This window comes from Variovorax atrisoli 110B (assembly GCF_000382045.1).
GTDB lineage: Bacteria > Pseudomonadota > Gammaproteobacteria > Burkholderiales > Burkholderiaceae_C > Variovorax > Variovorax atrisoli.
Map to the genome: position 1 here is coordinate 962590 of NZ_KB907450.1, position 23793 is coordinate 986382.

General features: G+C 67.0%; 24 protein-coding genes. 11 read left to right on the forward strand and 13 right to left on the reverse strand.

What is annotated here, in order from left to right:
* Window positions 1-79: 79 nt before the first annotated feature.
* The 4 genes from G369_RS39040 to G369_RS0104520 all read left to right on the forward strand — a co-directional run bounded on the left by G369_RS39040 (window position 80) and on the right by G369_RS0104520 (window position 4520).
* Window positions 80-1006, forward strand: a complete 927-nt coding sequence (locus G369_RS39040) for a helix-turn-helix transcriptional regulator (RefSeq protein WP_019652787.1) — start codon at window positions 80-82, stop codon at window positions 1004-1006.
* A gap of 174 nt (window positions 1007-1180) precedes the next feature.
* Window positions 1181-2095, forward strand: coding sequence for a LysR family transcriptional regulator (locus tag G369_RS35430; RefSeq protein ID WP_063827400.1), 915 nt, complete (start codon window positions 1181-1183; stop codon window positions 2093-2095).
* Window positions 2096-2173: 78 nt separating this feature from the next.
* Window positions 2174-3496, forward strand: a complete 1323-nt coding sequence (locus G369_RS0104515; protein ID WP_026346204.1) for an arylsulfatase — start codon at window positions 2174-2176, stop codon at window positions 3494-3496.
* 52 nt (window positions 3497-3548) lie between these two features.
* Window positions 3549-4520, forward strand: a complete 972-nt coding sequence (locus G369_RS0104520; RefSeq protein WP_019652791.1) for a Bug family tripartite tricarboxylate transporter substrate binding protein — start codon at window positions 3549-3551, stop codon at window positions 4518-4520.
* Window positions 4521-4577: 57 nt separating this feature from the next.
* Here the strand turns inward: G369_RS0104520 and guaA are convergent, their stop codons facing one another.
* From guaA to guaB, 4 genes are all read right to left on the reverse strand, one after another.
* On the reverse strand, window positions 4578-6197 hold the full coding sequence (gene guaA / locus G369_RS0104525; RefSeq protein WP_019652792.1) for a glutamine-hydrolyzing GMP synthase: 1620 nt from the start codon (window positions 6195-6197) through the stop codon (window positions 4578-4580).
* Between the two features lie 12 nt (window positions 6198-6209).
* Entirely contained in the window at window positions 6210-6644 is a 435-nt protein-coding gene (locus tag G369_RS0104530; RefSeq protein WP_019652793.1) for a type II toxin-antitoxin system VapC family toxin, read from the reverse strand.
* The gene (locus G369_RS0104535; RefSeq protein WP_019652794.1) at window positions 6641-6889 is read right to left on the reverse strand and encodes a type II toxin-antitoxin system Phd/YefM family antitoxin; all 249 of its coding nucleotides are present in this window, start codon (window positions 6887-6889) and stop codon (window positions 6641-6643) included. The genes G369_RS0104530 and G369_RS0104535 overlap by 4 nt, the downstream gene beginning before the upstream one ends.
* A gap of 77 nt (window positions 6890-6966) precedes the next feature.
* The gene (gene guaB / locus G369_RS0104540) at window positions 6967-8436 is read right to left on the reverse strand and encodes an IMP dehydrogenase (protein ID WP_019652795.1); all 1470 of its coding nucleotides are present in this window, start codon (window positions 8434-8436) and stop codon (window positions 6967-6969) included.
* A gap of 128 nt (window positions 8437-8564) precedes the next feature.
* Here guaB and G369_RS0104545 point away from each other — a divergent pair, with 128 nt between their 5' ends.
* Window positions 8565-9098, forward strand: a complete 534-nt coding sequence (locus G369_RS0104545; RefSeq protein ID WP_019652796.1) for a DUF4124 domain-containing protein — start codon at window positions 8565-8567, stop codon at window positions 9096-9098.
* Between the two features lie 20 nt (window positions 9099-9118).
* Here the strand turns inward: G369_RS0104545 and G369_RS0104550 are convergent, their stop codons facing one another.
* Both G369_RS0104550 and G369_RS0104555 read right to left on the reverse strand, forming a co-directional pair.
* Entirely contained in the window at window positions 9119-9457 is a 339-nt protein-coding gene (locus tag G369_RS0104550; protein WP_019652797.1) for an RnfH family protein, read from the reverse strand.
* An 8-nt stretch (window positions 9458-9465) separates the two neighbouring features.
* Window positions 9466-9912: a type II toxin-antitoxin system RatA family toxin gene (locus G369_RS0104555; RefSeq protein ID WP_019652798.1), complete on the reverse strand. Its 447-nt coding sequence runs from the start codon at window positions 9910-9912 to the stop codon at window positions 9466-9468.
* Between the two features lie 63 nt (window positions 9913-9975).
* On the opposite strand from G369_RS0104555, the gene smpB reads away from it, so the two are divergent.
* The 6 genes from smpB (at window position 9976) to G369_RS0104585 (ending at window position 14356) form a co-directional block, all read left to right on the forward strand.
* Window positions 9976-10452: an SsrA-binding protein SmpB gene (gene smpB, locus G369_RS0104560; RefSeq protein ID WP_019652799.1), complete on the forward strand. Its 477-nt coding sequence runs from the start codon at window positions 9976-9978 to the stop codon at window positions 10450-10452.
* 96 nt (window positions 10453-10548) lie between these two features.
* Window positions 10549-10917, forward strand: coding sequence for a COG4315 family predicted lipoprotein (locus tag G369_RS0104565; RefSeq protein WP_019652800.1), 369 nt, complete (start codon window positions 10549-10551; stop codon window positions 10915-10917).
* A gap of 24 nt (window positions 10918-10941) precedes the next feature.
* Window positions 10942-11457 (forward strand): RNA polymerase sigma factor, encoded by a 516-nt coding sequence (locus G369_RS0104570; RefSeq protein ID WP_019652801.1) that lies wholly within the window; start codon window positions 10942-10944, stop codon window positions 11455-11457.
* A gap of 22 nt (window positions 11458-11479) precedes the next feature.
* Complete coding sequence (locus G369_RS0104575; protein ID WP_019652802.1) at window positions 11480-12295, forward strand: anti-sigma factor family protein; 816 nt, start codon at window positions 11480-11482, stop codon at window positions 12293-12295.
* 93 nt (window positions 12296-12388) lie between these two features.
* Window positions 12389-12784: a COG4315 family predicted lipoprotein gene (locus G369_RS0104580; protein ID WP_019652803.1), complete on the forward strand. Its 396-nt coding sequence runs from the start codon at window positions 12389-12391 to the stop codon at window positions 12782-12784.
* 147 nt (window positions 12785-12931) lie between these two features.
* A complete protein-coding gene (locus G369_RS0104585; protein WP_019652804.1) occupies window positions 12932-14356 on the forward strand; it encodes a hypothetical protein in 1425 nt (474 codons plus the stop codon).
* A 12-nt stretch (window positions 14357-14368) separates the two neighbouring features.
* Here G369_RS0104585 and G369_RS0104590 read toward each other — a convergent pair whose 3' ends face one another.
* From G369_RS0104590 to rimP, 7 genes are all read right to left on the reverse strand, one after another.
* Window positions 14369-15286 carry a DMT family transporter gene (locus tag G369_RS0104590; RefSeq protein ID WP_019652805.1) on the reverse strand — a complete coding sequence of 306 codons (918 nt, stop codon included), beginning with the start codon at window positions 15284-15286 and terminating at the stop codon, window positions 14369-14371.
* A 43-nt stretch (window positions 15287-15329) separates the two neighbouring features.
* Complete coding sequence (typA, locus tag G369_RS0104595) at window positions 15330-17168, reverse strand: translational GTPase TypA (protein ID WP_019652806.1); 1839 nt, start codon at window positions 17166-17168, stop codon at window positions 15330-15332.
* Window positions 17165-18121, reverse strand: a complete 957-nt coding sequence (truB, locus tag G369_RS0104600; protein WP_019652807.1) for a tRNA pseudouridine(55) synthase TruB — start codon at window positions 18119-18121, stop codon at window positions 17165-17167. Before truB ends, typA begins: the two co-directional genes overlap by 4 nt.
* Window positions 18122-18123: 2 nt before the next feature.
* Window positions 18124-18495: a 30S ribosome-binding factor RbfA gene (gene rbfA / locus G369_RS0104605; RefSeq protein WP_019652808.1), complete on the reverse strand. Its 372-nt coding sequence runs from the start codon at window positions 18493-18495 to the stop codon at window positions 18124-18126.
* A gap of 147 nt (window positions 18496-18642) precedes the next feature.
* Complete coding sequence (gene infB, locus G369_RS0104610; RefSeq protein WP_019652809.1) at window positions 18643-21600, reverse strand: translation initiation factor IF-2; 2958 nt, start codon at window positions 21598-21600, stop codon at window positions 18643-18645.
* 24 nt (window positions 21601-21624) lie between these two features.
* Window positions 21625-23118 carry a transcription termination factor NusA gene (nusA, locus tag G369_RS0104615; protein WP_019652810.1) on the reverse strand — a complete coding sequence of 498 codons (1494 nt, stop codon included), beginning with the start codon at window positions 23116-23118 and terminating at the stop codon, window positions 21625-21627.
* Between the two features lie 16 nt (window positions 23119-23134).
* The gene (rimP, locus tag G369_RS0104620; RefSeq protein WP_019652811.1) at window positions 23135-23779 is read right to left on the reverse strand and encodes a ribosome maturation factor RimP; all 645 of its coding nucleotides are present in this window, start codon (window positions 23777-23779) and stop codon (window positions 23135-23137) included.
* Window positions 23780-23793: the final 14 nt, after the last annotated feature.

Below are 23793 nucleotides of genomic sequence, written 5' to 3' on the forward strand. Positions count from 1 at the left end.
CTCCCGGACAACACCCTCCGATCCCGACGCCCTCCCCACCCGCTCCGCCGGCGGGACTGAGCCGCTTTCGCTGCTGCGCATGGCCCGCACCACCGGCAGCGAACGCTTCCAGCACGAGCTGCTGCGCCGCCTGCTCGACGAATTCCGCGCGGACCACGGCGCCATCAACACCTGGCATCCGCGCAGCTTCGTCTCGTCGGTGGGCATCGGCTACGACCTGGCCGCGATGAGCGAGCAGTGGAACCGGATCAACGGCGCCGAGCTGGACTTCATCACCTTCGCCATGCGCGCGCAGCCCGAGCAGGCCGCGTTCGCCAATGACGACGACCCGCGCTGGAATAAGACGCCGCCGGCCTGGCGCGAATTCCTGTCGAGCCACGGCATCGTCCACCAGATGGGCGTGGCGATTCCTTTCGAAGGCAGCGAGACCTTCGTGCACCTGTACCTCAACCGAGGCCCCGGCTCGCCGCCGCACACCGAGCGCGACGCGCGCGCGCTGACCGCCCTCACGCCGCAGATCCGCGAGTCGCTGCTGGTCAACCGGCTGTATGCCCATGCGCGCCAGGGCCTGGACGAGGAGTCGCGGCCGCTCGCACTCACCGATGCACAGGGCTGGGTGCTGTTCGCCAACCGCGCCTTCTGCGCCGCGTGGCCGGCGCTCGCCGCGCTTTCGGGCGCGACCTCGCCGCGCCTGCCGCAGGCGTGGCTGTCAGGCCAGCGGGCGGCATTGCGTCAGCTGGACGCCGCCGGATGGTCGATCGAGGTGAGCCCGGACGAAAGCGGCCTGCGCGTCGCGCTGCAACGCCGCGCTGCACGCGACGGCATCGCCGCACTCACCGCGCGACAGGCCGAGATCGCGCGGCTGTACTGCATGGGGCACTCCAGCAAGGACGTCGGGCTGCGGCTCGGCCTTTCGCCGGCCACGGTGCGGGTGCACCTGCGCAACGCCTACAGCCGCGCGGGCGTGAGCAGCCGAGCCGCGCTGCGGGCCTGGCTGGGCATCTGAGGCGGGAACGACGCGAGAGGTCGAGATGCCCGCGGGCGAACCGAACGACAAACCGGTTCGTGCCCCGAGGTCATGGCGCAGCGGACACGGCACTGGCAGAAGGGACACGGCTCACGGCCATGCGAAGCGCAACTCGATAATGCCGGCACTACTTCCAGCGCACTCCTTCACAGCATGAATCTCTCTGTAGCAGACCTCACGGCGTTCATAGAAATCGTGCGCAGTGGGAGCATCAGCCGTGCTGCGCAGCATCTGGGCGTCACCCAGCCCTCGGTGTCCAAGGCGATACGCCGGCTCGAAGACGAGGTGGGCGTGCAGTTGCTCGAACGGGGGCTGCATGGTGCAAGGTTGACGGCCGAAGGCGAGATGTTCCTGGAAGCGGCTCGACGTTTCGAGTTGCAGCGCTTCGATCTCACGCGCGCCGCCTCCGAACTGCGCGCACGGCATGCCGGTCTGCTGCGGCTCGGCATCACCAGCCCGGCAGCCGACAGCGTCGCGGTGATGGCCGCCGCCGAGATGGTGCGCAAACGCCCCGGCATGAGGCTGCGTCTTCGCATCGGCAAGTCCGACGCGCTCGATGCGGCCGTCGAAGACGGCGAGATCGACCTGGCGGTCGTGCCCTCCTACACGGGGCAGTCGTTGCTGAGCACGCGGCTCCAGCTCGGGGAGGACCACATTCGCGTGGTGGTGCGACAGGGGCATCCGCTGACGAAGAAGCCGGTCGTCGGCCTGAACGACCTCACGCCCTATGCGTGGGTGATGGCGCCCCCGCAAAGTGCGGCGCGCAGGCACTTCTTCGCCATCTTCGAACGCAACGGCGTGCCCCTGCCGAGCGTGGCCGTCGAGACCGAATACACCTCCGAAGCAGCAATGGGGATCCTCAGCTCGACCGACCTACTGAGCATCGTGCCCGACTCGGTGCTGCGACGCTGGCTTGGCAAGGCAGTGCCGCTGAACATTCCCGAACTCGTGGTGAACCGGACGCTGGTGCTTCTGTCGCGCCCGGGCGCAAGGTGGTCGCCGCTGATGACGGACTTTCGCGAGCTGGTGTCGTCGTACCGCCCGAAGGGGCATTCCCCAGACGAATGAAACTGTGCGCCTGATGGACTGATTCTGGCGTGGATCTGGCAGTGCAATGGGAGCCTTCCAATTGCAAAGAAGCCATCCATGTCATTGCCAAACATCGTACTGATCGTCGCCGACAACCTGGGTTGGGGCGAGCTCGGCTGCTACGGCGGCGGCGCTTTGCGCGGCGCACCCACGCCGCGCATCGACCAGCTGGCCCGTGAGGGCCTGCTGCTGCAGAACTTCAACGTCGAGAGCGACTGCGTGCCCACGCGGTCGGCGCTGATGACCGGGCGCCATCCGATCCGCACCGGGTGCCTTCAATCCGTGCCGCCGGGCATGCCGCAGGGGCTCACGCGGCGAGAGATCACGCTCGCGCAGCTGCTGTCGTCACGCGGCTATGCCACCGCGCACTACGGCAAATGGCATCTCGGCGACGTCGAAGGCCGCTACCCCTCGGACCGCGGCTTCGACGAGTGGTACGGCATTCCGCGCACCACGGACGAGAGCCAGTTCACGTCCACCACCGGCTTCGATCCGAGCGTGGTCGACTTGCCCTACATCATGGAAGGCCGCTGCGGCGAGCCCTCGCGCCAGGTCAAGGTCTACGACCTCGAATCGCGCCGCGCCATCGACGAAGAACTCGTCGCGCGCTCATGCGATTTCATGCGTCGGCACAGCGAGGCCGGCCGGCCGTTCTTCCTGTACCTGCCGATGGTGCACCTGCACTTCCCCACGCTGCCGCACCGCGACTTTGCCGGCCGCACGGGCAACGGGGACTTCGCCGATTCCATGGCCGAGATGGATCACCGTGTCGGCCAGGTCATCGACGAGGTCGAACGCCTGGGGCTGGCGGACGACACGCTGTTCATCTTCTGCAGCGACAACGGCCCCGAGTTCCGCGCGCCCTATCGCGGCACGGCCGGCCCGTGGCGCGGCACGTACCACACGGCCATGGAAGGCAGCCTGCGCGTGCCCTTCATTGCGCGCTGGCCGGGGCGGATCGAGCCCGGTCGCGTCAGCAACGAGATCGTGCATGTGACGGATGTATTCGCGACGCTGGCAAAGGTCGCGGGCGCCGAGATTCCTGCGGATCGCCCGATCGACGGCGTGGATCAACTGCCCTTCCTGCGCGGAGAACAGACCAAATCGGCGCGCGAGGGCTTCCCCTTCTTCATCAAGAACGAGCTGCGCGCACTGAAATGGCGCGACTGGAAGCTGCATTTCTATTGGGAGCCCGAAGTCAACGAGGGCAAGGGCAAGCTCGAGTCGCCCTACCTGTTCAACATCATCCGGGACCCCAAGGAAGAAACCGATGTGCTGGTCTTCAACACCTGGGTGATGGGGCCGATGCTGCGGATGCTGAAGGCCTTCAACGACAGCTGCCTGCAGTTTCCGAACACACCGCCAGGTGCCGCCGACTGAGCGCGCCACGTCCTTCTTTTTTCACCACACCGATCCAACTGGAGAGTCGCTCATGCCCTCGCACGTTTCTCGCCGTCTTCTCGTCGTCGCTGGCCTCGCCGGCGGCCTGTTCCTGCAACCGGCCCTGGCACAGGAAAAGCCCTGGCCGACGGCGAAGCCCATCACGTGGATGGTGGGCTTCGTGCCCGGAGGCTCGGTCGACGTGATCACGCGCGTGATCGCCAAAGCCGTGTCCGAGAAGATCGGGCAGTCCATCGTCATCGAGAACCGGCCCGGTGCGTCGGGTGCGTTGGCGCTGCAGGCAGTGGCTCGTGCACCCAAGGACGGCTACATGCTCGTGACCGTTCCCGGTCCGGTGCTCTACGGCCAGCGCCAGCCGGAAATCGGCAAGGAGCTGTCGGCTGTCGCGTTGATGTCGCAGGGTCCGATCGTGCTGGTCGGCAAGAAGGAGGGAGCGCCGCGAAACCTCTCCGAACTGATCCAAGCCATGAAGAAGACGCCTGCGCAATGGAACTTCGCGAGTTCGGGGACCGGCACCGGCCAGCACCTGGCAGGCGAACTGTTCAACAGCATGGCAGGCACCGAGATGGTCCACATCCCCTACAAGGGCGGCGGCCAGGCGGTGACGGACATCATCGGCGGCCAGACCAGCCTGGGCATGCTGGGCGTGACTCCCGTGCTCGCGCACATCAAGTCGGGCCAGCTCAAGGCCTATGCGGTGACGACGACCTTCCGCATCCCCAGCCTGCCCGATGTGCCAACGATGGAAGAGGCCGGCCTCAAGGGCTACGAAGCGACGCAGTACTTCGTCGCGGCAGTCCCTTCAGGTGTCGATGCGCGCATCGTCTCGCGACTCAACGCCGCCATCGAGGAGACCAGCCGCACACCTGAGGTGGTGGCCGCGCTGGCCGCAGGCGGTCAGGTGGCCGGCAAGCTTTCTCCCGCGGAGACCCAGAAATTCGTCGTGAAGAGCCTCGCGAAATTCGACGCGGTGGCGAAGAAGGCCAACATCACGCTGAATTGAGGCCTGGTCGGCGGCGTGCTCAGCGCGCGCCGGTTCCGCCTGACCCCGCGGAGCCCTTCACTCCCATTCGATCGTCGCCGGCGGCTTGCTCGACACGTCGTAGGTCACGCGGTTGATGCCGCGCACCTCGTTGATGATGCGGCCCGACACCTTCTTGAGCAGCGCGTACGGCAGCTCGGCCCAGTCGGCGGTCATGAAGTCGCTGGTCTGCACGGCGCGCAGCGCCACCACGTAGTCGTAGGTGCGGCCGTCGCCCATCACGCCCACGCTCTTGACCGGCAGGAACACGGTGAAGGCCTGGCTCGTGAGGTCGTACCAGGTCTTGCCGGTGGCTTCGTCGGTGAAGTTGCGCAGTTCCTCGATGAAGATCGCGTCGGCGCGGCGCAGCAGGTCGGCGTATTCCTTCTTCACTTCGCCGAGGATGCGCACGCCCAGGCCCGGGCCGGGGAACGGGTGGCGATAGACCATCTCCGGCGGCAGGCCCAGGGCCACGCCGAGTTCGCGCACTTCGTCCTTGAACAGGTCGCGCAGCGGCTCCAGCAGCTTGAGGCCGAGCTGCTCGGGCAGGCCGCCCACGTTATGGTGGCTCTTGATGGTGACGGCCTTCTTGCTCTTGGCGCCGCCCGACTCGATGACGTCGGGGTAGATCGTGCCCTGCGCCAGGAAGGTCGCACCCTTGTGACCACCGCCGCCCGCCTTGAGCTTCGCAGCCTCCTGCTTGAACACGGTGACGAACTCGCCGCCGATGATCTTGCGCTTGGCTTCCGGGTCGCTCACGCCCGCGAGCTTGCCGAGGAACAGGTCGCTGGCGTCGACGCGGATCACCTTCGCGTGCAGCTTGCCCTCGAACATCTCCATGACCATGTCGCCCTCGTTCAGGCGCAGCAGGCCGTGGTCGACGAACACGCAGGTCAGCTGGTCGCCGATGGCGCGGTGGATCAGCGCGGCGGCCACGCTCGAATCGACGCCGCCCGACAGGCCCAGGATGACTTCTTCATCGCCGACCTGCTCGCGGATCTTCTCGACGGCTTCGGCGATGTGGTCGCGCATGACCCAGTCGGGCTTGGCGCCGCAGATGCCGAGCACGAAGCGCTCGAGGATCGCCTTGCCCTGCACCGTGTGCGTGACTTCGGGATGGAACTGCACTGCGTAGTAGCGTCGGGCCTCGTCGGCCATGCCGGCGATGGGGCAGCTCTCGGTGCTGGCCATGAGCTTGAAGCCTGGCGGCAGTTCGGTGACCTTGTCGCCGTGGCTCATCCACACGTTGAGCATGCCGTGGCCTTCGGGCGTGGTGAAGTCGGCGATGTCCTTCAGCAGTGCCGTGTGGCCATGGGCGCGCACGGCCGCGAAGCCGAACTCGCGCTTGTGGCCGCCCTCGACCTTGCCGCCGAGCTGGTGCGCCATGGTCTGCATGCCGTAGCAGATGCCAAGCACGGGCACGCCCAGGTCGAAGACGGCCTGCGGGGCCTTGTCGGTGGTTTCCTCATACACGCTGGCGTGGCTGCCGGAGAGGATCACGCCCTTGAGGTGACCATCGGCCGCATATTCGCGCACCCACTCGTCGGTGACGTCGCAGGGATGCACTTCGCTCAGCACGTGGGCTTCGCGCACGCGGCGTGCGATGAGCTGCGTGACCTGCGAGCCGAAATCGAGAATGAGGATCTTGTCGTGTTGCATGGGCGTTGGGACTCAGAGCGTTGAAATGTCGAGCAGCCTGACACCCGCGCGAGGTGCAGCCTGGATGAGTTGCTCGTCGAAGCTGGCGAGCGGGAGGTTGAGCGACTTGGCGAGCCAGAGATAGCCCGCGTCGTAGAGCGAGATGCCGGCGTCGATGGCCACCGCGAGCACGGCCTTGTGCTGGGCCGGAGCGAGTTCGTGCAGTTCGACGCGGTGGCGGATGGCATCGAGCACGCTCCACAGTCCCTCGACGGCGGACGAGGGAATGCGGCCGCTGCGCACGCCGTTGGCGAGGATGTTGGCGCACTCCCATTGCCAGGCGTTGGGCGCCTGCGGCTCGACTTCGTCGCGGCGGATGGCAGCGTAGAGCCTGCGGGTGTGCTCGCTGGCCATGTCGGGCAGCAGCCAGGCCGCGGTGACCGAGGCGTCCATGACGAAGGCGGTCATTGCTGGCGCCCCTCGTCGAGCAGTGCGCGCGGTCGCGGGCCAGGCTGGATGGTGGCGTGGAGCGCGTCGATCTGGCCCAGCTCACGCTCGATCTGCTCGTCGGTGATGACCGGCTTGCGGCGCACCGGCAGCATGCGCACGACTTCCTTGCCGTGGCGGGTGATGCGAACCTCCTCGCCCTTCTCGACGGAGTCGATCAGGGCGGAGAAGTTGTTCTTGGCTTCGGCGATGCCGACGGATTGCATTTGGGCCAGAAAAATTGAATCTGGCCCAAATTCTAATCCCAGTCTGGCCTGACTTTCAAGGTCTGGCCAGAACCCACTCAATCAGCTCGGTAGTTCGGCGCTTCCTTGGTGATCTGCACGTCGTGGACGTGGCTCTCACGGATGCCGGCCGTGGTGATCTCGACGAACTCGGCCTTGTTCTGCATGTCGGCGATGGTCGCGCAGCCGCAGTAGCCCATGCTGGCGCGCACGCCGCCGGCCATCTGGTAGACGATCGAGACGATCGAGCCCTTGTAGGGCACGCGGCCTTCGATGCCTTCGGGCACGAGCTTGTCGGTGTTGGGATTGCCGGTGGTCGACTCCTGGAAGTACCGGTCGGCACTGCCCTGCTGCATCGCACCGATCGAGCCCATGCCGCGATAGCTCTTGTAGCTGCGGCCCTGGTACAGCACGATCTCGCCAGGCGCCTCTTCGGTGCCGGCGAACATGCTGCCCATCATGACGGTGCTCGCGCCGGCCGCGATGGCCTTGGCGATGTCGCCCGAATAGCGCACGCCGCCGTCGGAGATCAGCGGAATGCCCGTGCCCTGCAGCGCTGTGGCGACACTGTCGACCGCCATGATCTGCGGCACGCCCACGCCGGCCACGATCCGGGTGGTGCAGATGGAACCGGGGCCGATGCCGACCTTGACCGCGTCGGCGCCGGCATCTGCCAGCGCGCGGGCGGCGTCGCCGGTGGCGATGTTGCCGCCGATCACGTCGACCTGCGGATAGTTCTTCTTGACCCAGCGCACGCGCTCGATCACGCCGGCGCTGTGGCCGTGGGCCGTGTCGACCACGATGGCGTCGACGCCGGCCTTCACCAGCGCCTCGACGCGCTCCTCGGTGCCGTCACCCACGCCGACCGCCGCGCCCACGCGCAGGCGGCCGTTGGCGTCGCGCGCGGCGTTGGGGAAGCTGGTCTGCTTGGTGATGTCCTTGACGGTGATGAGGCCCTTGAGCTCCCAGTCGCCGTTGATGACGAGCAGGCGCTCGAGCTTGTGCTTGTTCAGCAGCGCCTTGGCTTCGGCGAGCGTGGTGCCGTCGGGCACGGTGATGAGCTTCTCGCGGCGCGTCATGATCTCGCTGACGGGCACGTCGTAGCGGCTCTCGAATCGCAGGTCGCGGCCGGTGACGATGCCGACCACCTTGCCGGCGTCGACCACCGGGAAGCCCGAGATGCCGAGTTGGTCGGACAGGGCCATCACCTGGCGCACAGAGTGAGTCGGCGTGATCACGACCGGATCGCGCAGCACGCCCGACTCGTAGCGCTTCACCCGGGCCACTTCTGCGGCCTGCTGCTGCGCTGTGAGGTTCTTGTGCACGATCCCGATGCCGCCTTCCTGCGCGATGGCGATCGCGAGGCGGGCTTCGGTCACGGTGTCCATGGCCGCCGAGACGAGCGGCAGGTTCAGCGTGATGTTGCGGGAGAGCTTGGTGGCGAGGGAGGTGTCCTTGGGCAGGACCTGGGAGAAGGCTGGCACCAACAACACGTCGTCGAAGGTCAGCGCTTTGCCGAGAAGGCGCATGGGTGAGGCTCCAAAAGACGGATTGTAACGAGGCCGCCAATGGGTTTGCCGACACAGGCAATTGATGAACGTTGCAAAACCACCCGCCCCGGATGTTGCAAAAAGTAAGGCCGGGCTAAACTTCGGGGATGAAATTCGTGCACTGGCTGGTACTGGGATGTGTCGTTGCGCTGCCGCTGTCGGCGAGCGCCCAATGGCAATGGCTCGACAAGAACGGCAAGAAGGTCTACAGCGACCAGGCCCCGCCGCCCGACGTGCCCGAGAAGAACATCCTGCGCCGGGTCGGCCCGCCGCCGGCGGCGCGCTCCACTGCCAACCCGAACGTCGACGCCCCGCCTGCTGCGGAAGGCGCCGCCGACGCCCCCGCTGCCGCGCCGAAGGCAGCCGCAGCGCCGAAGCCGACCGGCGTCGACAAGGAACTCGAGGAAAAGACCAAGAAGGCCGAAGCCGAGCAGAAGAACAAGCAGGCCGAGGAGCAAGCCAAGGTCGCGAAGGCCAAGGCCGACAACTGCGCCCTCGCCCGCCAGAGCAAGGCCACGGTCGACAGCGGCATCCGCCTCGCGCGGGTCAACGCCAAGGGCGAGCGCGAGATCATGGACGACGCCGCCCGCGCTGCCGAGCAGAAGCGCATCCAGGACGTGATCAACAGCGACTGCAAGTAGCCGCAGTCACCGGAAGCCTCTCAGTAGCCGGCCTTCCCGCCCTTGCGGCGGTTCGCGAACAGTCCGGTGCCCCGCGCGCCCTGGCGCTGGAAGCGCTCCCGGCGCGCCACCTTCGGATCGACCGTGAGCGGGCGGCACAGCTCGGCACGGTCGCCGTCCTTCAGCACCTGATCCCATTCGACCGCCTTGCCCCAGATGCCGGGCGTCATCGCATGGCGCCAATCGAGGTTCGGAAAGCGGCTGGGCAGTTCGCTGGCCCGCACCGCATCGGCCAGCGTCGCTCCTTGCGGCAGGCGCAGCACCTGCTCGAACACCTCCCGCGGCGCGGGCGAGCAGCTCAGCGTGACCTCGATGCCCATCGCGGGGGTCAGGGCGAGCCGTAGATCTGCTCGGCGCGCTTGACGAAGGCCTCGACCAGGCTCGATGCGATGGTGTCGAACACGGGGCCCACGAGCGCCTGCAGGGCGAAGTTGCTGAAGCCGTAGCTCAGGTGCAGTTCGACGCGGCAGGCGCGCTCGCCCTCTTCTCCCACAGGCGTGAATTTCCACTTGCCATCGAGGTTGGAGAACGGGCCGTCGACCAGTTTCAGCTGCACTTCGCGCCCCGGAACGTGGGTGTTGCGGGTGGTGAAGCTCTGGTGCAGCCCGGCGAACGCGAGGCCCACTTCGGCCGTCATGCCGGCCTCGTCCTCCTCGATGACGCGGGACTTGTCGCACCACGGAAGAAACTGCGGATATTTGGCGACGTCGGTGACGAGCGCATACATCTCTTCGGCGCTGTACCAGATGAGGACGGACTTGTTGACTGTTTTCATAGAATCGGCACAGCGTGCGCGACGGATTGTATTGAAGCCATGCAGCCCCCATATTCCCGAGCCATGGCCACCAAGAAACAAGATACCTCCTCCCGCATCGCCGACAACAAGAAGGCCGCGTACAACTACTTCTTTGAAGAACGCTTCGAGGCCGGCATGGTCCTCGAAGGCTGGGAAGTCAAGGCGCTGCGCGAAGGCAAGGTGCAGCTCACCGATGGCTACGTCGTGATCCGCAACGGCGAACTCTTCGTGCTGGGCTGCCAGATCAACCCGCTCAAGAGCGCCTCCACCCACGTCAACCCCGACTCGGTGCGCACCAAGAAGCTGCTGCTCAAGAAGGACGAGATCCGCCGGCTGATCGGCAAGGTCGAGCAAAAGGGTTACACGCTGGTTCCGCTCAACCTGCACTGGAAGTCCGGCAAGGTGAAGTGCGAGATCGCGCTCGCCAAGGGCAAGGCCGAGCACGACAAGCGCGACACCATCAAGGACCGCGAAGGCAAGCGCGAGGTCGAGCGCGCGATGAAGAGCCGCAACCGCTGAAGATTTTTTTGCAGGCGATGGAATAAAAGCCGCGCTGCGGGCGTTTGTGCGCTTGTCACCGGAAGCCCGGTGTCGCCACCAACAAGGAGTTCTTCCATGCTGCCTTTCCGCGCCTCTTCCGCCGTCCTGCTGAGCGTCGTTCTCGCGCTCCCCGCCTTCGCCCAGCCCAAGCCCGCCGACGGCGTGCTCGTCGGGCCGAACGGCATGACGCTCTACACCTTCGACAAGGACACGGCCGGCAGCGGCAAATCGGTCTGCAACGGCACCTGCGCCACCAACTGGCCGCCCTTCATGGCGGCCGAGGGCGACAAGCCTGCCGGCGACTTCACCATCGTCACGCGCGACGACGGCAAGAAGCAGTGGGCCGCCAAGGGCTGGCCGCTGTACTACTGGGTGAAGGACACCAAGCCCGGCGACAAGACCGGCGACGGCGTCAACGGGGCCTGGAAGACCGCCAAGCCCTGATCGACCGGACATCCTGCCCACCCCATGGACGCCCGCCTGCTCGTCGAGCACATCCCGAGCCTGCGCCGCTACGCGCGGGCGCTCACGGGCAACGCCTGGGCGGCCGACGACCTGGTGCAGGACACGCTGGAGCGCGCCTGCGGCAAGTGGCGACTGTGGGTCGTGGGCAGCGACCTGCGCGCCTGGCTCTTCACCGTGATGCACAACATCTTCGCGAGCCAGGTGCGGCGCACGCCGCCGCCCCATGCGGTGGTGCCGCTGGAAGACGCGGCCCAGGAGATCCAGGGCCTTGCAGACACCGGCCGCGACCACGGCACGGGCCTGGATCTGCAGCGCTGCCTGATGCAGCTGCCCGAGGAGCAGCGCGCCGTTCTGCTGCTGGTGACGCTCGAGGACCTGTCCTACGCCGAAGTCGCCAAGGTGCTCGGCGTGCCGGTCGGCACGGTGATGTCGCGCCTGTCTCGCGCCCGCGTCCGGCTGCAGGAGCTGATGGACGGCGCCGCTGCGCCGGCGCGCCCCGGACTGCGCCGCCTCAAGTGAACGAACCCGTCGACGCAAGACCATGAACCGCCCCGCCCCGCCCCCCACCGAAGAAGAGCTGCACGCCTGGGTCGACGGCCAGCTGGCCGCCGACCGCCATGACGCGGTCGAAGCGGCGATCGCGCGCGATCCTGCCCTGGCCGCCAAGGTCGCGGCATGGCACTCGCAGCGCGATGCACTCCGCAGGCTGCACGGCGAGCTGCTGGACGCGCCTGTTCCCGCGCCGCTGATGGGCGCGCTCGGGCGGACGCGGCAAGGCAGTTCCTGGACGCGCTGGGGCGGCCTGGCAGCGGGGCTTCTGGTGGCTTTCGCCGCGGGCTGGATCGGCAATGCCCAGTGGGCCCAGTGGCATGCCCCGCGTGCGGGCTCGCAACTGGCCCGCGCCCCTGCCCTGCGCGAATTCGTGCACGATGCCTCGGTGGCACATGCGGTCTACGCGCCCGAGAAGCGCCACCCGGTCGAAGTGGCTGCCTCCGAGCAGCAGCACCTGGTGCAGTGGCTTTCCAGGCGCCTCGACAGGCCGCTGAAGGTGCCCGACCTCTCCAGCCAGGGCTACACGCTGGTCGGCGGCCGCCTGCTGCCCGGCGAGACCGGCGCACGCGCCCAGTTCATGTTCGAGGACGCCGCCGGCGAGCGCGTGACGCTCTACGTCGGCACCCTCGATGCACGTTCAGCCGACAGCCCCGCAGCCGCCGAGACCGCCTTCCGCTTCGCCTCAGAAGGCCCCGTGCCGAGCTTCTACTGGGTGGACCAGGGCTTCGGCTACGCCATCGCCGGCAAGCTGCCGCGCGACCTTTTGCTCAAACTCGCGACGCTGGCCTACCGCGATCTGTCTTGATGACCGCATAAACTGCCGGCTCGCGCATCCACCTCGTCCGGTGCTTCGTCACCGGCCCGGTTTTCGCGATTTTTCAACCGAAGGAGAAACTGCATGAAATTGCTCAGCGCCTCGATCCTCGCGGCGGCCCTGCTTGCCGGCTGCGGCAGCATGTCCAACAAGACCGCAAGCGCACCCGACACGCCCACCCGCACCGCCGACGGCGTGCTGGTCGGACCGAACGGAATGACGCTGTACACCTTCACCAAGGACACCGCGGGCGCCGGCACCTCCGCCTGCAACGGCCAATGCGCCGCCAACTGGCCCCCCCTGGCCGTGGCCGAGACCGCAAAGCCCCTCGGCGGCTACACCATCATCATTCGCGAAGACGGCAAGCGCCAATGGGCCTACAAGGGCTGGCCGCTGTACTACTGGGCCAAGGACGCCAAGCCCGGCGACAAGACCGGCGACGGCTTCGCCAACGGCGCCTGGAAGGTCGCGCGTCCCTGATCGCCTTCGGGCCTGAAACGAAAACGCCGGCTCCTGCCGGCGTTTTTTCTTGTCGATCTCTTGTCGTCTTCTTGTCGCCTTCTTGCCGGTTTGCTGCCGGTTTTTCCCCCACTCCCGGGGCCGGCGCCGCCACGGCAGAATCCTCCCATGACGCCAGACGCCAATCCGGACGCATTCCGGGCCCTGCTGAACATGGGCCTGATCGACGATGCGCAGCATGAAGCCGCGCTCGCCCACCCCGAGACTGCCACCCTCCCGCCCCTGCCAAGCCCGGCCCATGCGCTGGCCTGGATGCGCGTGCGGGGCCTCGTCACCGAGGAGGAGCAGATCGCCGCGATCGAGCGAATCGACGAGAACGCCCCTCACTGGGACGACGCCGCGGACGCCGACATCGAGACCGACGACCTCGTCGAACTCGCGGAACAGGGCATCACGCACGAAGCCATCGAATCGCTCCACAAGGACGCGCTGATCGACACCGAGACGCGCGACATGGCACTCGCGGAGACGCCCATCGTCGGCACCGTGCCCGCCTCTCCCATCGCCACGCTCGCTTGGCTGGCCACGGAGGGACCGCTCGAACGGGAACGCTTCGATGCCCTGCGCGCCCAGGTCGCGGCAGAACCGCCCTTTGCCACCGCCGTCGAGCGCGCGCGCATCGTGGACGGGGCGCAGGCCCTCATCGAAGCCGACGAGCGGGCCGTCAAGGCCTGGCAGGCGCGTGCGAAGCGCAGCAGCCGCATCGGCGCGCTGAAATTCGCCGTCGCGGTGGCCGTGATCGGCGGTGGAATCGGCTGGTATGCCTTCGCGCCGGCCAGCGTACCAGCCTGCGACGCCGCCTCCACCCGCACGACGCTCGACAGCCTCATGCGCCGCGTGAGCATGGACATGCGCATGCGCCAACTCGATCCCAACGGCGGCCGCGTGATCGAGACGCCCACCGTCGGCAGCATGCGCGAGATCGGCTACCTCAGGCCGGAACGCATCCGCGGCTGCATGGCCGTCATGACGCAGGGCGACAGCAAGGAACAGATGGCCTACACCATCGGCCCTGCCGAGCCCAAGGGCGACGACATGGTCGTGCGCGGCGCCGACGTCGCCATCGTCGAGGCCCGCTTCGGCAATCTCGATACCGACGGCAGGCCGCTCTACAACGCCGAGCCCATCGGCCGCGAGGCGATGGAGAAGGCCTTTCGCGACGGCGCCGCGCCGCTGGGCGCCGCCCGCAGCGCCTCGGCTGCGCGCATGCGCCCGCGCACCGACCCGGGCCTGGTGCGCAAAGACCCGAACCGCTCGCGCGCGATCGCCGAGATCGAGCCCACCGGTCCCTGCCGCAAGCTCGAGGACGGCTCCGGCCACGCCTGCCCGCTGGTCGTCGAATACAACGACAGCCTGATGGGCGCTCTGTCGGGCAGCGACAGCTCGCTGCCGGTGAGAGGTGAATTCACTTTCGTCGAAGGCGACGACGGGGAATGGCGCGTGGGCGACGACTTCGCCCAGACCTTCATGCGCAAGGTGCTCGAAGCACGCATGGGCAGCATCGGCGTGCCGGCCGTCAGCGTGGAGCAATAGCCGGCGCAGGGATCAGTGCGCGCCCGGCACCGCGGTGTCGGCGACCGTGGTGCGCCGTCCGCGCAGCGCAAGCAGCTCGTTGAAGACGAGCGCTCCGATGACCAGCATCCCGCCGGCCAGCACGCTTGGCGCGGGCTGTTCGCCAGCGCCGATCCACGCCAGCGCGATGCCGAAGATCACCTCCAGCAGGGCCAGCAGCGCCACTTCGGGCGCCTTCAGCACCTGGGCGCACAGCACCGAAAGAACACAGGGAATCGCAAGCTGGAACACGCCCAGGAATACCAGCAGCCCCAGGTCGTGCGCGCCGGCCTGGAACGGCCATGCCAAAGGCAGCGTGAAGAGCACGGTGAGCACCGCGCCGATGAGCACCGCGGGCACCAGGTCGATCCGGTGGCCCTTCGCCTGTGCGTGCTGCACGACAGTCCAGTTCGCAGCACCGGCCAGCGGCACGCACAGCGCGAGCAGCGTGCCGGCCAGCGATCCGCCGCCGCCTTCCATCAATTGCGTGCCATACATCCAGCCGATGCCCGCCCCCGCGACCACGATGGCCAGCCAGGTGCGCGCCGGCAGCCGGTGTCCGATGAAGAAGCGAGCCGCCAGCGCGGTGAACAGCGGCCCGAGCGACATGGTGACCAGCACGCTGGCCGTCGAAGCCAGCGTGAGCGCGACCATGAAGGCCGTGAACATCACGGCCCAGCACACGCCGGAAATCCAGATCTCACGCCCGCCGCGGCGCAACTGGGAGAACACGGCGCGTCCGCGCCAAAGCGGCAGGATCACAAGCAGCGCCAGCGTCGTGAAGAGACTGCGCCAGAAGGTGATCTCGAAGCTGTGCGCCTGCGCCAGATGCCGCGTGACGACGCCCGCCGTGCCCCACATCAGGGTCACGACGACCATCAGCCAGACGGCGCCGCCGTGCGTCAGGCGCATCGAGGGAGCAGGAAAGAACGGTGCCCGGGAGGCGGCCGCTCGATCAGCCCTGCATCAGGTCGCGGCTCGCGCGCTTGCGCTCGTGCTCCTTCAGGAAGCGCTTGCGCAGGCGCACGCTCTTGGGCGTGATCTCGACCAGCTCGTCGTCCTCGATGAATTCCACGCCGTATTCGAGCGTGAGTTCGATCGGGGGCGTGATCTTGATCGCGTCTTCCTTGCCCGAGACGCGGAAGTTCGTCAGCTGCTTGGTGCGCGTGGCATTCACCACGAGGTCGTTGTCGCGGCTGTGGATGCCGACGATCATGCCTTCGTACACCGGGTCGTTCGCCTTCACGAACATGCGGCCGCGATCGTCGAGCTTGCCCAGCGCGTAGGTGAAGATTTCACCGTCGTCCATCGAGATCAGCACGCCGTTCTTGCGGCCGCCGATGTCGCCCTTGTGCGGCTCGTAGCTGTCGAAGATGTTGCTGATCAGGCCGGAGCCGCGCGTCAGGTTCAGGAATTCGTTCGTGAAGCCGATCAGGCCGCGCGCCGGAATGCGGTATTCGAGGCGCACGCGGCCACGGCCGTCCGGCTCCATGTTGACCAGTTCGCCCTTGCGCTCGCCCAGTGCCTGCATCACGCCGCCCTGATGGCCTTCCTCGATGTCGGCCGTCACCAGCTCGATCGGCTCGTGGCGTTCGCCGTCGATTTCGCGGAACACCACGCGCGGCTTCGACACGGCCATTTCGTAGCCTTCGCGGCGCATGTTCTCCAGCAGGATGGTCAGGTGCAGTTCACCGCGGCCCATCACTTCGAACACGCCCTCCTCGCTGGTCTCGTTCACGCGCAGCGCGACGTTGTGCTGCAGTTCCTTCTGCAGGCGGTCCCAGATCTGGCGGCTGGTGACGTACTTGCCTTCGCGGCCGGCCAGCGGGCTGGTGTTGACGCAGAAGTTCATCGTCAGCGTGGGCTCGTCGACCTTGAGCATCGGCAGCGGTGCCGGGTTGGCCGGGTCGGTGACGGTCACGCCGATGCCGATGTCGGCAATGCCGTTGATCAGCACGATCTCGCCCGGGCCGGCTTCGGTGGCCTGCACGCGGTCCAGGCCCTGGAAGGTCAGCACCTGGTTCACGCGGCCCTTGATGGTCTTGCCGTCGGGGCCTTCCATGACCAGCACGTCCATCATGGGCTTGAGCGTGCCCTGGCTGATGCGGCCCACGCCGATGCGGCCGACGAAAGTCGAGAAGTCGAGCGCCGAGATCTGCAGCTGCAGCGGTGCGGTGGGGTCGCCCTTCTGCGAGGGCACGTGCTTCAGGATGGTGTCGAACAGGGCCGACATGTCGGGGCCCCACTGCTCGCCCTGCGGGCCCTCTTCGAGCGAGGACCAGCCGTTGATGCCCGAGGCGTACACCACCGGGAAGTCGAGCTGCTCGTCGGTCGCGCCGAGCTTGTCGAACAGGTCGAAGGCGGCGTTGACCACCTTGTCGGGGTTCGCGCCCGGCTTGTCGACCTTGTTCACCACCACGATGGGCTTCAGGCCGAGCGCCAGCGCCTTCTTGGTCACGAAGCGGGTCTGCGGCATCGGGCCTTCCTGGGCGTCGATGAGCAGCAGCACGCCATCGACCATCGAGAGGGCGCGCTCCACCTCGCCGCCGAAGTCCGCGTGGCCGGGGGTGTCGACGATGTTGATGTGCGTGCCCTTCCAGCTCACGGCGCAGTTCTTCGCCAGGATGGTGATGCCGCGTTCCTTTTCGATCGCGTTGTTGTCCATCACGGTGTCGACCACCTTCTCGTGCTCGGCGAAGGTGCCCGACTGGCGCAGCAACTGGTCGACCATCGTGGTCTTGCCATGGTCAACGTGGGCAATGATGGCGATATTGCGGATTTGCTTGGTACTCATGGTGTCGCTTCGGTCTGTTGTGCGTTCAAAAGAATTTGCTGGATTTCGATGGGGTTCAGCAAGCGCCCCGGAATCAGTTCGCCGGCCTTGACGTGGGCCGTGCCAAGGAAGGCAGGCGGCTGAGTGCCGAAGACGGCAACCTCGTCCGCATCGGCCCAGCCCCCGCGGCGGCGAAGGCCCGACAGAAAACGTGCCGCATCTTCCGTGCCCAGCGTGACGCGGCTGTGGCCGCCCACGAGCGATTCGGCCGGCAGCAGCTGCGCCAGGCGCTCCTCTTCGTCCATGGCCTCCAGCGCCTCGATGGTGACGCACTGGGCCTCGGTGAAGCCGCCGGTGGCGACGCGCCGCAGCGAGGTCAGGTGCGCGCCGCAGCCGAGCGCCTCGCCGATGTCCTCGCCGAGGGTGCGGATGTAGGTGCCCTTGCTGACGGAGGCGAGGATGCGGATGGTGTCACCGTCGACCGCCCGGATCTCGAGCTTGTGGATCACCACGTCGCGCGGCGCCCGCTCTACCTCCACGCCCTCGCGGGCGTACTCGTAGAGCGCCTTGCCGTCCTTCTTGAGCGCGCTGTGCATCGGCGGCACCTGCCGGATCGGGCCGGTGAACTGCGCCTCGACGCGCGCCAGGTCTTCGGGCATGACCTCGACCGGGCGCTCGGAAATCACCTCCCCCTCGGCATCGCCGGTGGAGGTCTTCACGCCAAGGCGGGCGGTGGCCACGTAGGTCTTGTCGGCATCCAGGTGAAGCTGGCTGAACTTGGTGGCGGCGCCAAAGCACAGCGGCAGTACGCCGGTGGCCAGCGGGTCGAGCGTGCCGGTGTGGCCTGCCTTCTCGGCGCGCAGCAGCCACTTGGCCTTCTGCAAGGCCTGGTTGCTGGAGAAACCCAGCGGCTTGTCGAGCAGCACCACCCCATGCACAGGGCGCCGCTGCACCCTTGTGCGTGGCGCGTTCATGGCTAGTCGTCTTTCGAGCGCGAAGCGACGGCTTGTGCGATGAGCGCGTTCATGTCGGCTGCACGCTCGGTGGTGCGGTCGAACACGAAGTGCAGCGTCGGCACGGTGTGGATGTGAAGGCGCTTGAACAGGCCGTTGCGCAGGAAGCCCGCGGCCTGGTTCAGCGCTTCGGTCGTCTCGGCCACGTCGCCCGTGAGCAGGCTGAAGAACACCTTCGCATGCGCGTAGTCGGGCGTGACCTCGACGGCCTGGAGCGTGACCATGCCCACGCGCGGGTCCTTCAACTCGCGCGCGATCAGCTCCGTCAGATCGCGCTGGATCTGATCGGCGACCTTGAAGGCGCGGTTGGGAGCGGCTGCTTTTTTCTTAGGCATGTAGGGAACTGGAACTCGTCATGGTCTCAGGCTTCATCAACGGGACCCCTTCGCAAAACACCGCGGAACCGGCTTTGCCGGGCCGCCAGTGCTGCCCCCGGAAGGGGGTTGGCGAAGCGACACGAAGTGCGCGAAGCCTGGGGGTGATCAAAGTGTCCGCGCGATCTCCTTGATCTCGAAGAATTCGAGCTGGTCGCCCTCTTTGATGTCGTTGAAGTTCTTGAGCTTGATACCGCACTCGAAGCCTTCGCGGACTTCGCGCACGTCGTCCTTCATGCGCTTGAGCGAGTCGATCTCGCCGGTGTAGATCACCACGTTGTCGCGCAGCAGGCGGAAATGCGCGCTGCGGTTGACGGAACCCGAGGTGATGTAGGAACCAGCGACCGTACCGATCTTCGATGCGACGAACACCGTGCGGATCTCGGCCGAGCCGATGACTTCCTCGCGGCGCTCCGGGGCCAGCATGCCCGACATCGCGACCTTGATCTCGTCGACGGCGTCGTAAATGATGCTGTAGTAGTTCAGCTGCACGCCGTTGCTCTCGGCCAGCTTGCGCGCACCGGCGTCGGCGCGCACGTTGAAGCCGATCACGACCGCCTTCGAGGCGATGGCGAGGTTGATGTCGCTTTCGCTGATGCCACCCACGCCGGCGTAGACAATCTGCACCTTGACCTCGTCCGTCGCCAGCTTGAGCAGCGACTGCGACAGCGCTTCCTGCGAACCCTGCACGTCGGCCTTGATGATGATGCGCAGCGTCTGCACTTCGCCCGCCGACAGGTCGGTGAACATGTTCTGCAGGTTCGCGGCCTGGGCCTTCGCCAGCTTCGTGTTGCGGAACTTGCCGGCACGGTAGGTGGCGATTTCGCGCGCACGGCGCTCGTCGCCCATCACCATGAACTCGTCGCCGGCCTGCGGCACTTCGGTCAGGCCCTGGATCTCGACCGGGATCGACGGACCCGCGGACTTGGTCGGCTTGCCGTCCTCGTCCAGCATGGCGCGCACGCGGCCGTAGGTCGAGCCTGCCAGCACCACGTCGCCGGTCTTGAGCGTGCCGGACTGGACCAGCACGGTGGCGACCGGACCGCGGCCCTTGTCGAGCTGCGCTTCGATGACCAGGCCCTTGGCGGCGGCATCCACCGGCGCCTTGAGTTCCAGCACTTCGGCCTGCAGCAGCACCTGCTCGAGCAGCTCGTCGATGCCCTGGCCCGTCTTGGCCGACACGCCGACGAACGGGACGTCGCCGCCGTACTCTTCGGGCACGACTTCCTCTGCCACCAGTTCCTGCTTCACGCGGTCCAGGTTGGCATCGGGCTTGTCGATCTTGTTGATCGCGACCACGATCGGCACACCAGCCGCCTTCGCGTGCTTGATGGCTTCCTTGGTCTGGGGCATGACGCCGTCGTCGGCCGCCACCACCAGGATCACGATGTCGGTGGCCTGCGCACCGCGGGCACGCATGGCCGTGAAGGCCTCGTGACCCGGGGTGTCGAGGAACGACACCATGCCGCGTTCGGTTTCCACGTGGTAGGCGCCGATGTGCTGCGTGATGCCGCCGGCTTCGCCCGCGGCGACCTTGGCGCGGCGGATGTAGTCCAGCAGCGAGGTCTTGCCGTGGTCGACGTGACCCATGACGGTCACGACCGGAGCACGCGGCAGCGCCTCGGCGATCTGCGCCGACACGTCCTCGTCGGTGAAGGCTTCGGGGTCGTCCAGCGCGGCAACCACCGCGTTGTGGCCCATTTCCTCCACCAGGATCATCGCGGTGTCCTGGTCGAGCGACTGGTTGATGGTCGCCATCTGGCCCAGCTTCATCAGCTGCTTGATGACTTCCTGCGCCTTCACGGACATCTTGTGCGCCAGTTCGGCCACGGTGATGGTCTCGGGCACATGGACTTCGAGCACGCGTGCCTCGACCGGTGCGGCCGGCACGTGCTGCTCTTCATGGCCGCGGTCGTTGCCACGGCGGCCGCGCGGGCCTCCACGCCAGTTGCTGCGTCCGACGCCGCCGCTGGCATCGCCGCGGGTCTTGATTTCCTTCTTCTTGGCAGGATCGCCAGCCCAACTCGAAGAGAGCTTCGCGGACTTGACTTCCTTGCCTGCACCGCCTCCGGCGCCGCTCGGCGCAGCAGCCGCACCGGGCGCGGCAGGCGCACCTGCTCGCGCTGCGGGCGCGGTCGGCTTGTGCAGCGTTCCCTTGACGCCGGCCTTCTCGGCCTGCGGCTTCTCGGGCGCCTTGTGCGGAACCAGCACGCGGGCCGGTGCGTTCATCATGGCGCGGATGGCCTCGGCCTCGGCCAATGCCTTGCGGCGGCGCTCGTCCAGATCGCGGGCACGCGCAGCTTCCTCTTCGGCACGGGCCTTCGATTCGGCAGCGGCCTTGGCCTTCGCGTCTTCCTTGGCCTGGGCAGCCTTCTGCTCGGCGGCAGCCTTCTCTTCGGCAGCAGCAGTGGCTGCTGCAGTAACCGCAGCGGGCGCAGGAGCAGCAGCCGGCTTGGCGGCGGCGGCAGCAGCCGCGGCCGCAGCGGCAGCCTTCTTCTCGGCTGCTTCGGCGGCTGCGCGCGCAGCTTCCTGCTCGGCCTTTTCAGCCTTCTCGGCCTGCTCGCGTTCGCGTGCCTCGGCCTCTTCGCGCTGGCGGCGCTTCTCGGCCAGTTCTTCTTCCTGGCGACGGATCAGCTCGGCCTGACGGCGTGCCTCTTCCTCGCGACGGGCCAGTTCGGCCTCGTCGACGCGAGGTGCGGCAGGCGCAGCGGCGGGCGCCTCCGCGGCGGCCGGCGCGGCCTCCGGGGCTGCGGCCAGATGGCCGTCGTCGCGCTGGATGAAGGTGCGCTTCTTGCGCACCTCGACCTGGATGGTGCGGGCGCGGCCGGTGGAGTCGGCCTGCTTGATCTCGCTGGTCGACTTCTTGGTCAGCGTGATCTTCTTGCGCTCGGGCTCGACAGTGCCGTGGCTGGCCTTCAGGTGGCCGAGCAGGCGCTGCTTGTCCGCCTCGGTGAGGGCGTCGGCGGCGGACGCCTTGGGTACACCCGCGCTCTTGAGCTGGTCAAGCAAGGTTTCGGGAGTCTTCTTGAGCTCGTTCGCGAACTCGGCGACAGTGGTACTGGACATATTGGTTTCGTGCCTCCATGACCGTCACTCTTGGCCGGCGAACCAATGTTCGCGGGCCTTCAAGATGAGGGCTTTGGCGTCATCGGCGCTCTGGCCGGTGATCTCGGTGAGTTCATCGACCGCGAGGTCGGCAAGGTCGTCACGGGTATTCACGCCCGCTTCGTGCAGCTTCGGAATCAGCTCAGGGTCGAGGCCCTCGAGGTCGCGCAGGTCCTGCGACACCGCGGACTGCGTCTCGACGCCCTCTTCCCTGGCGATCTCCATGGTCAGCAGCGCATCCTTGGCGCGCGCACGCAGCTCGTTGATGGTGTCTTCGTCGAAGGCCTCGATCTCCAGCATTTCGGAAATGGGCACGTAGGCCACTTCCTCGAGGCTGTTGAAGCCTTCCGAAATGAGGATGTCGGCGATTTCCTCGTCGACGTCGAGCTTCTCCATGAACAGCTTGCGGCTGGCGTCCGTCTCGCTCGCCTGCTTCTGGGCCGACTCGTTGGCGTCCATGATGTTGATCTTCCAGCCGGTCAGGTCGGAAGCCAGGCGCACGTTCTGGCCGCCGCGGCCGATGGCGATGGCGAGGTTCTCCTCGTCCACCACCACGTCCATGGCGTGCTTCTCTTCGTCGACCACGATCGACGACACATTGGCCGGAGCCAGCGCGCCGATCACGAACTGGGCGGGGTCTTCGCTCCATAGGACGATGTCCACGCGCTCGCCGGCCAGCTCGTTGGTCACGGCGTTGACGCGCGTGCCGCGCACGCCGACGCAGGTGCCGATCGGGTCGACACGCTTGTCGTGCGAGAGCACGGCGATCTTGGCGCGCGAGCCGGGGTCGCGGGCGCAGCTCTTGATCTCGAGCAGGCCCTGCTCGATCTCGGGCACTTCCTGGCGGAACAACTCGATCATGAATTCGGGGGCCGAGCGCGACAGGATGATCGGCGCGCCGCGCAGCGTCAGGTCGACCTCCATGATCATGGCGCGCACGCGGTCGCCGTTGCGCAGGTTTTCCTTGGCGATCATCTCGCTGCGGCGCAGGCGGCCTTCGACGCGGCCGGCCTCGACGATGATGTCGCCCTTGTCCAGGCGCTTGACGGTGCCGACGAAGATCTTGTCGCCGCGCGACATGAAGTCGTTCAGCAGCATCTCGCGCTCAGCGTCGCGGATCTTCTGCAGGATCACCTGCTTGGCGGCCATGGCGCCGATACGGCCGATGGGCACCGAGTCGACGGCCTCTTCGATGTACTCGCCGACCTCGATGTCGGGCATCTCTTCCTTGGCTTCGAACAGCAGGATTTCCTGATCAGGCAGCTGCAGGCCGGCCTCGTCGGGCACGACATGCCAGCGGCGGAAGGTTTCGTAGTCGCCGCTGTCGCGATCGACCGAGACGCGGATGTCCACATCGCCCTGATGGAGCTTCTTGGTGGCTTGCGCCAGCGTGGACTCGACCGCGCCGAAGACGACGTCACGCTCGACGTTCTTCTCGCGCGAGATCGCATCCACCAACATCAACATTTCGCGATTCATGCCACCACTCCTCTGTTCAGTCCGGAACCTGCGTTCCGTCGTCAATATCCGAAAAACCCGGTTGGGTTTTGGCCTTGCGGCCCTTGAAATCCACAATCGGAGCGAGCCGCGCCTCGCGCAGCTCGTCCAGCGCAAAGCCGAGCGCCTGCAACGTTGCGGGCGCGCGCTTCTTGCTCACCTTTTGACCCGGCTTGGGCTCGGGCGCATCGCTCCAGACGATCTGCCAGCCCGGGGCGCCGGCGCCCTCTACCTGTGCGGCCCGCTCCAGCGTGCCGCGAAATTTCTTGCGATTGGCCGCCACCTGGCCAGCCGCTGCAGCGCCCATCGGCGCCTTGAGCGTGATGTCGATCACCTCGCCCACGAAACGCTCGAAATCCTGCTCATTGCGCAGCGGGCGGTCAATACCCGGCGAGGAAACCTCGAGCCGCTTGTAATCGACCCCGTCGACCTCGAGCGCGAACTGCAGCTGGCGGGTCACCTTCTCGCAATCCTCGACGGTGACGAAAGGCTCCGGCAGGCCAGCGGCAGCAGCTTCGGAGTTGGGGCCTTTCCAGGGCAAATCAATCGTTACGCGCAGCAGTCCCCCGGCCGAACGCTCGACCTCGACCAGGTCGTAGCCGAGGCCGGCTACGGTTTGTTCCACTATTTGCTGCAATGCCACGTGTTCGAAAGCGC

Bases quoted from the DNA above. Each gene is read 5' to 3' on its own strand.
- G369_RS0104515 (WP_026346204.1), top strand. From the start codon at position 2,174: ATGTCATTGCCAAACATCGTACTGATCGTCGCCGACAACCTGGGTTGG.
- typA (WP_019652806.1), bottom strand. From the start codon at position 17,168: ATGAGTACCAAGCAAATCCGCAATATCGCCATCATTGCCCACGTTGAC.
- guaA (WP_019652792.1), bottom strand. From the start codon at position 6,197: ATGCAACACGACAAGATCCTCATTCTCGATTTCGGCTCGCAGGTCACG.
- guaB (WP_019652795.1), bottom strand. From the start codon at position 8,436: ATGCGCCTTCTCGGCAAAGCGCTGACCTTCGACGACGTGTTGTTGGTG.
- infB (WP_019652809.1), bottom strand. From the start codon at position 21,600: ATGTCCAGTACCACTGTCGCCGAGTTCGCGAACGAGCTCAAGAAGACT.
- G369_RS0104585 (WP_019652804.1), top strand. From the start codon at position 12,932: ATGACGCCAGACGCCAATCCGGACGCATTCCGGGCCCTGCTGAACATG.
- G369_RS0104590 (WP_019652805.1), bottom strand. From the start codon at position 15,286: ATGCGCCTGACGCACGGCGGCGCCGTCTGGCTGATGGTCGTCGTGACC.
- G369_RS0104545 (WP_019652796.1), top strand. From the start codon at position 8,565: ATGAAATTCGTGCACTGGCTGGTACTGGGATGTGTCGTTGCGCTGCCG.
- G369_RS0104565 (WP_019652800.1), top strand. From the start codon at position 10,549: ATGCTGCCTTTCCGCGCCTCTTCCGCCGTCCTGCTGAGCGTCGTTCTC.
- G369_RS0104555 (WP_019652798.1), bottom strand. From the start codon at position 9,912: ATGAAAACAGTCAACAAGTCCGTCCTCATCTGGTACAGCGCCGAAGAG.
- G369_RS35430 (WP_063827400.1), top strand. From the start codon at position 1,181: ATGAATCTCTCTGTAGCAGACCTCACGGCGTTCATAGAAATCGTGCGC.
- G369_RS0104530 (WP_019652793.1), bottom strand. From the start codon at position 6,644: ATGACCGCCTTCGTCATGGACGCCTCGGTCACCGCGGCCTGGCTGCTG.
- G369_RS0104570 (WP_019652801.1), top strand. From the start codon at position 10,942: ATGGACGCCCGCCTGCTCGTCGAGCACATCCCGAGCCTGCGCCGCTAC.
- nusA (WP_019652810.1), bottom strand. From the start codon at position 23,118: ATGAATCGCGAAATGTTGATGTTGGTGGATGCGATCTCGCGCGAGAAG.
- G369_RS0104550 (WP_019652797.1), bottom strand. From the start codon at position 9,457: ATGGGCATCGAGGTCACGCTGAGCTGCTCGCCCGCGCCGCGGGAGGTG.
- G369_RS39040 (WP_019652787.1), top strand. From the start codon at position 80: ATGGCCCGCACCACCGGCAGCGAACGCTTCCAGCACGAGCTGCTGCGC.
- G369_RS0104580 (WP_019652803.1), top strand. From the start codon at position 12,389: ATGAAATTGCTCAGCGCCTCGATCCTCGCGGCGGCCCTGCTTGCCGGC.
- G369_RS0104535 (WP_019652794.1), bottom strand. From the start codon at position 6,889: ATGCAATCCGTCGGCATCGCCGAAGCCAAGAACAACTTCTCCGCCCTG.
- smpB (WP_019652799.1), top strand. From the start codon at position 9,976: ATGGCCACCAAGAAACAAGATACCTCCTCCCGCATCGCCGACAACAAG.
- G369_RS0104575 (WP_019652802.1), top strand. From the start codon at position 11,480: ATGAACCGCCCCGCCCCGCCCCCCACCGAAGAAGAGCTGCACGCCTGG.
- truB (WP_019652807.1), bottom strand. From the start codon at position 18,121: ATGAACGCGCCACGCACAAGGGTGCAGCGGCGCCCTGTGCATGGGGTG.
- rbfA (WP_019652808.1), bottom strand. From the start codon at position 18,495: ATGCCTAAGAAAAAAGCAGCCGCTCCCAACCGCGCCTTCAAGGTCGCC.
- G369_RS0104520 (WP_019652791.1), top strand. From the start codon at position 3,549: ATGCCCTCGCACGTTTCTCGCCGTCTTCTCGTCGTCGCTGGCCTCGCC.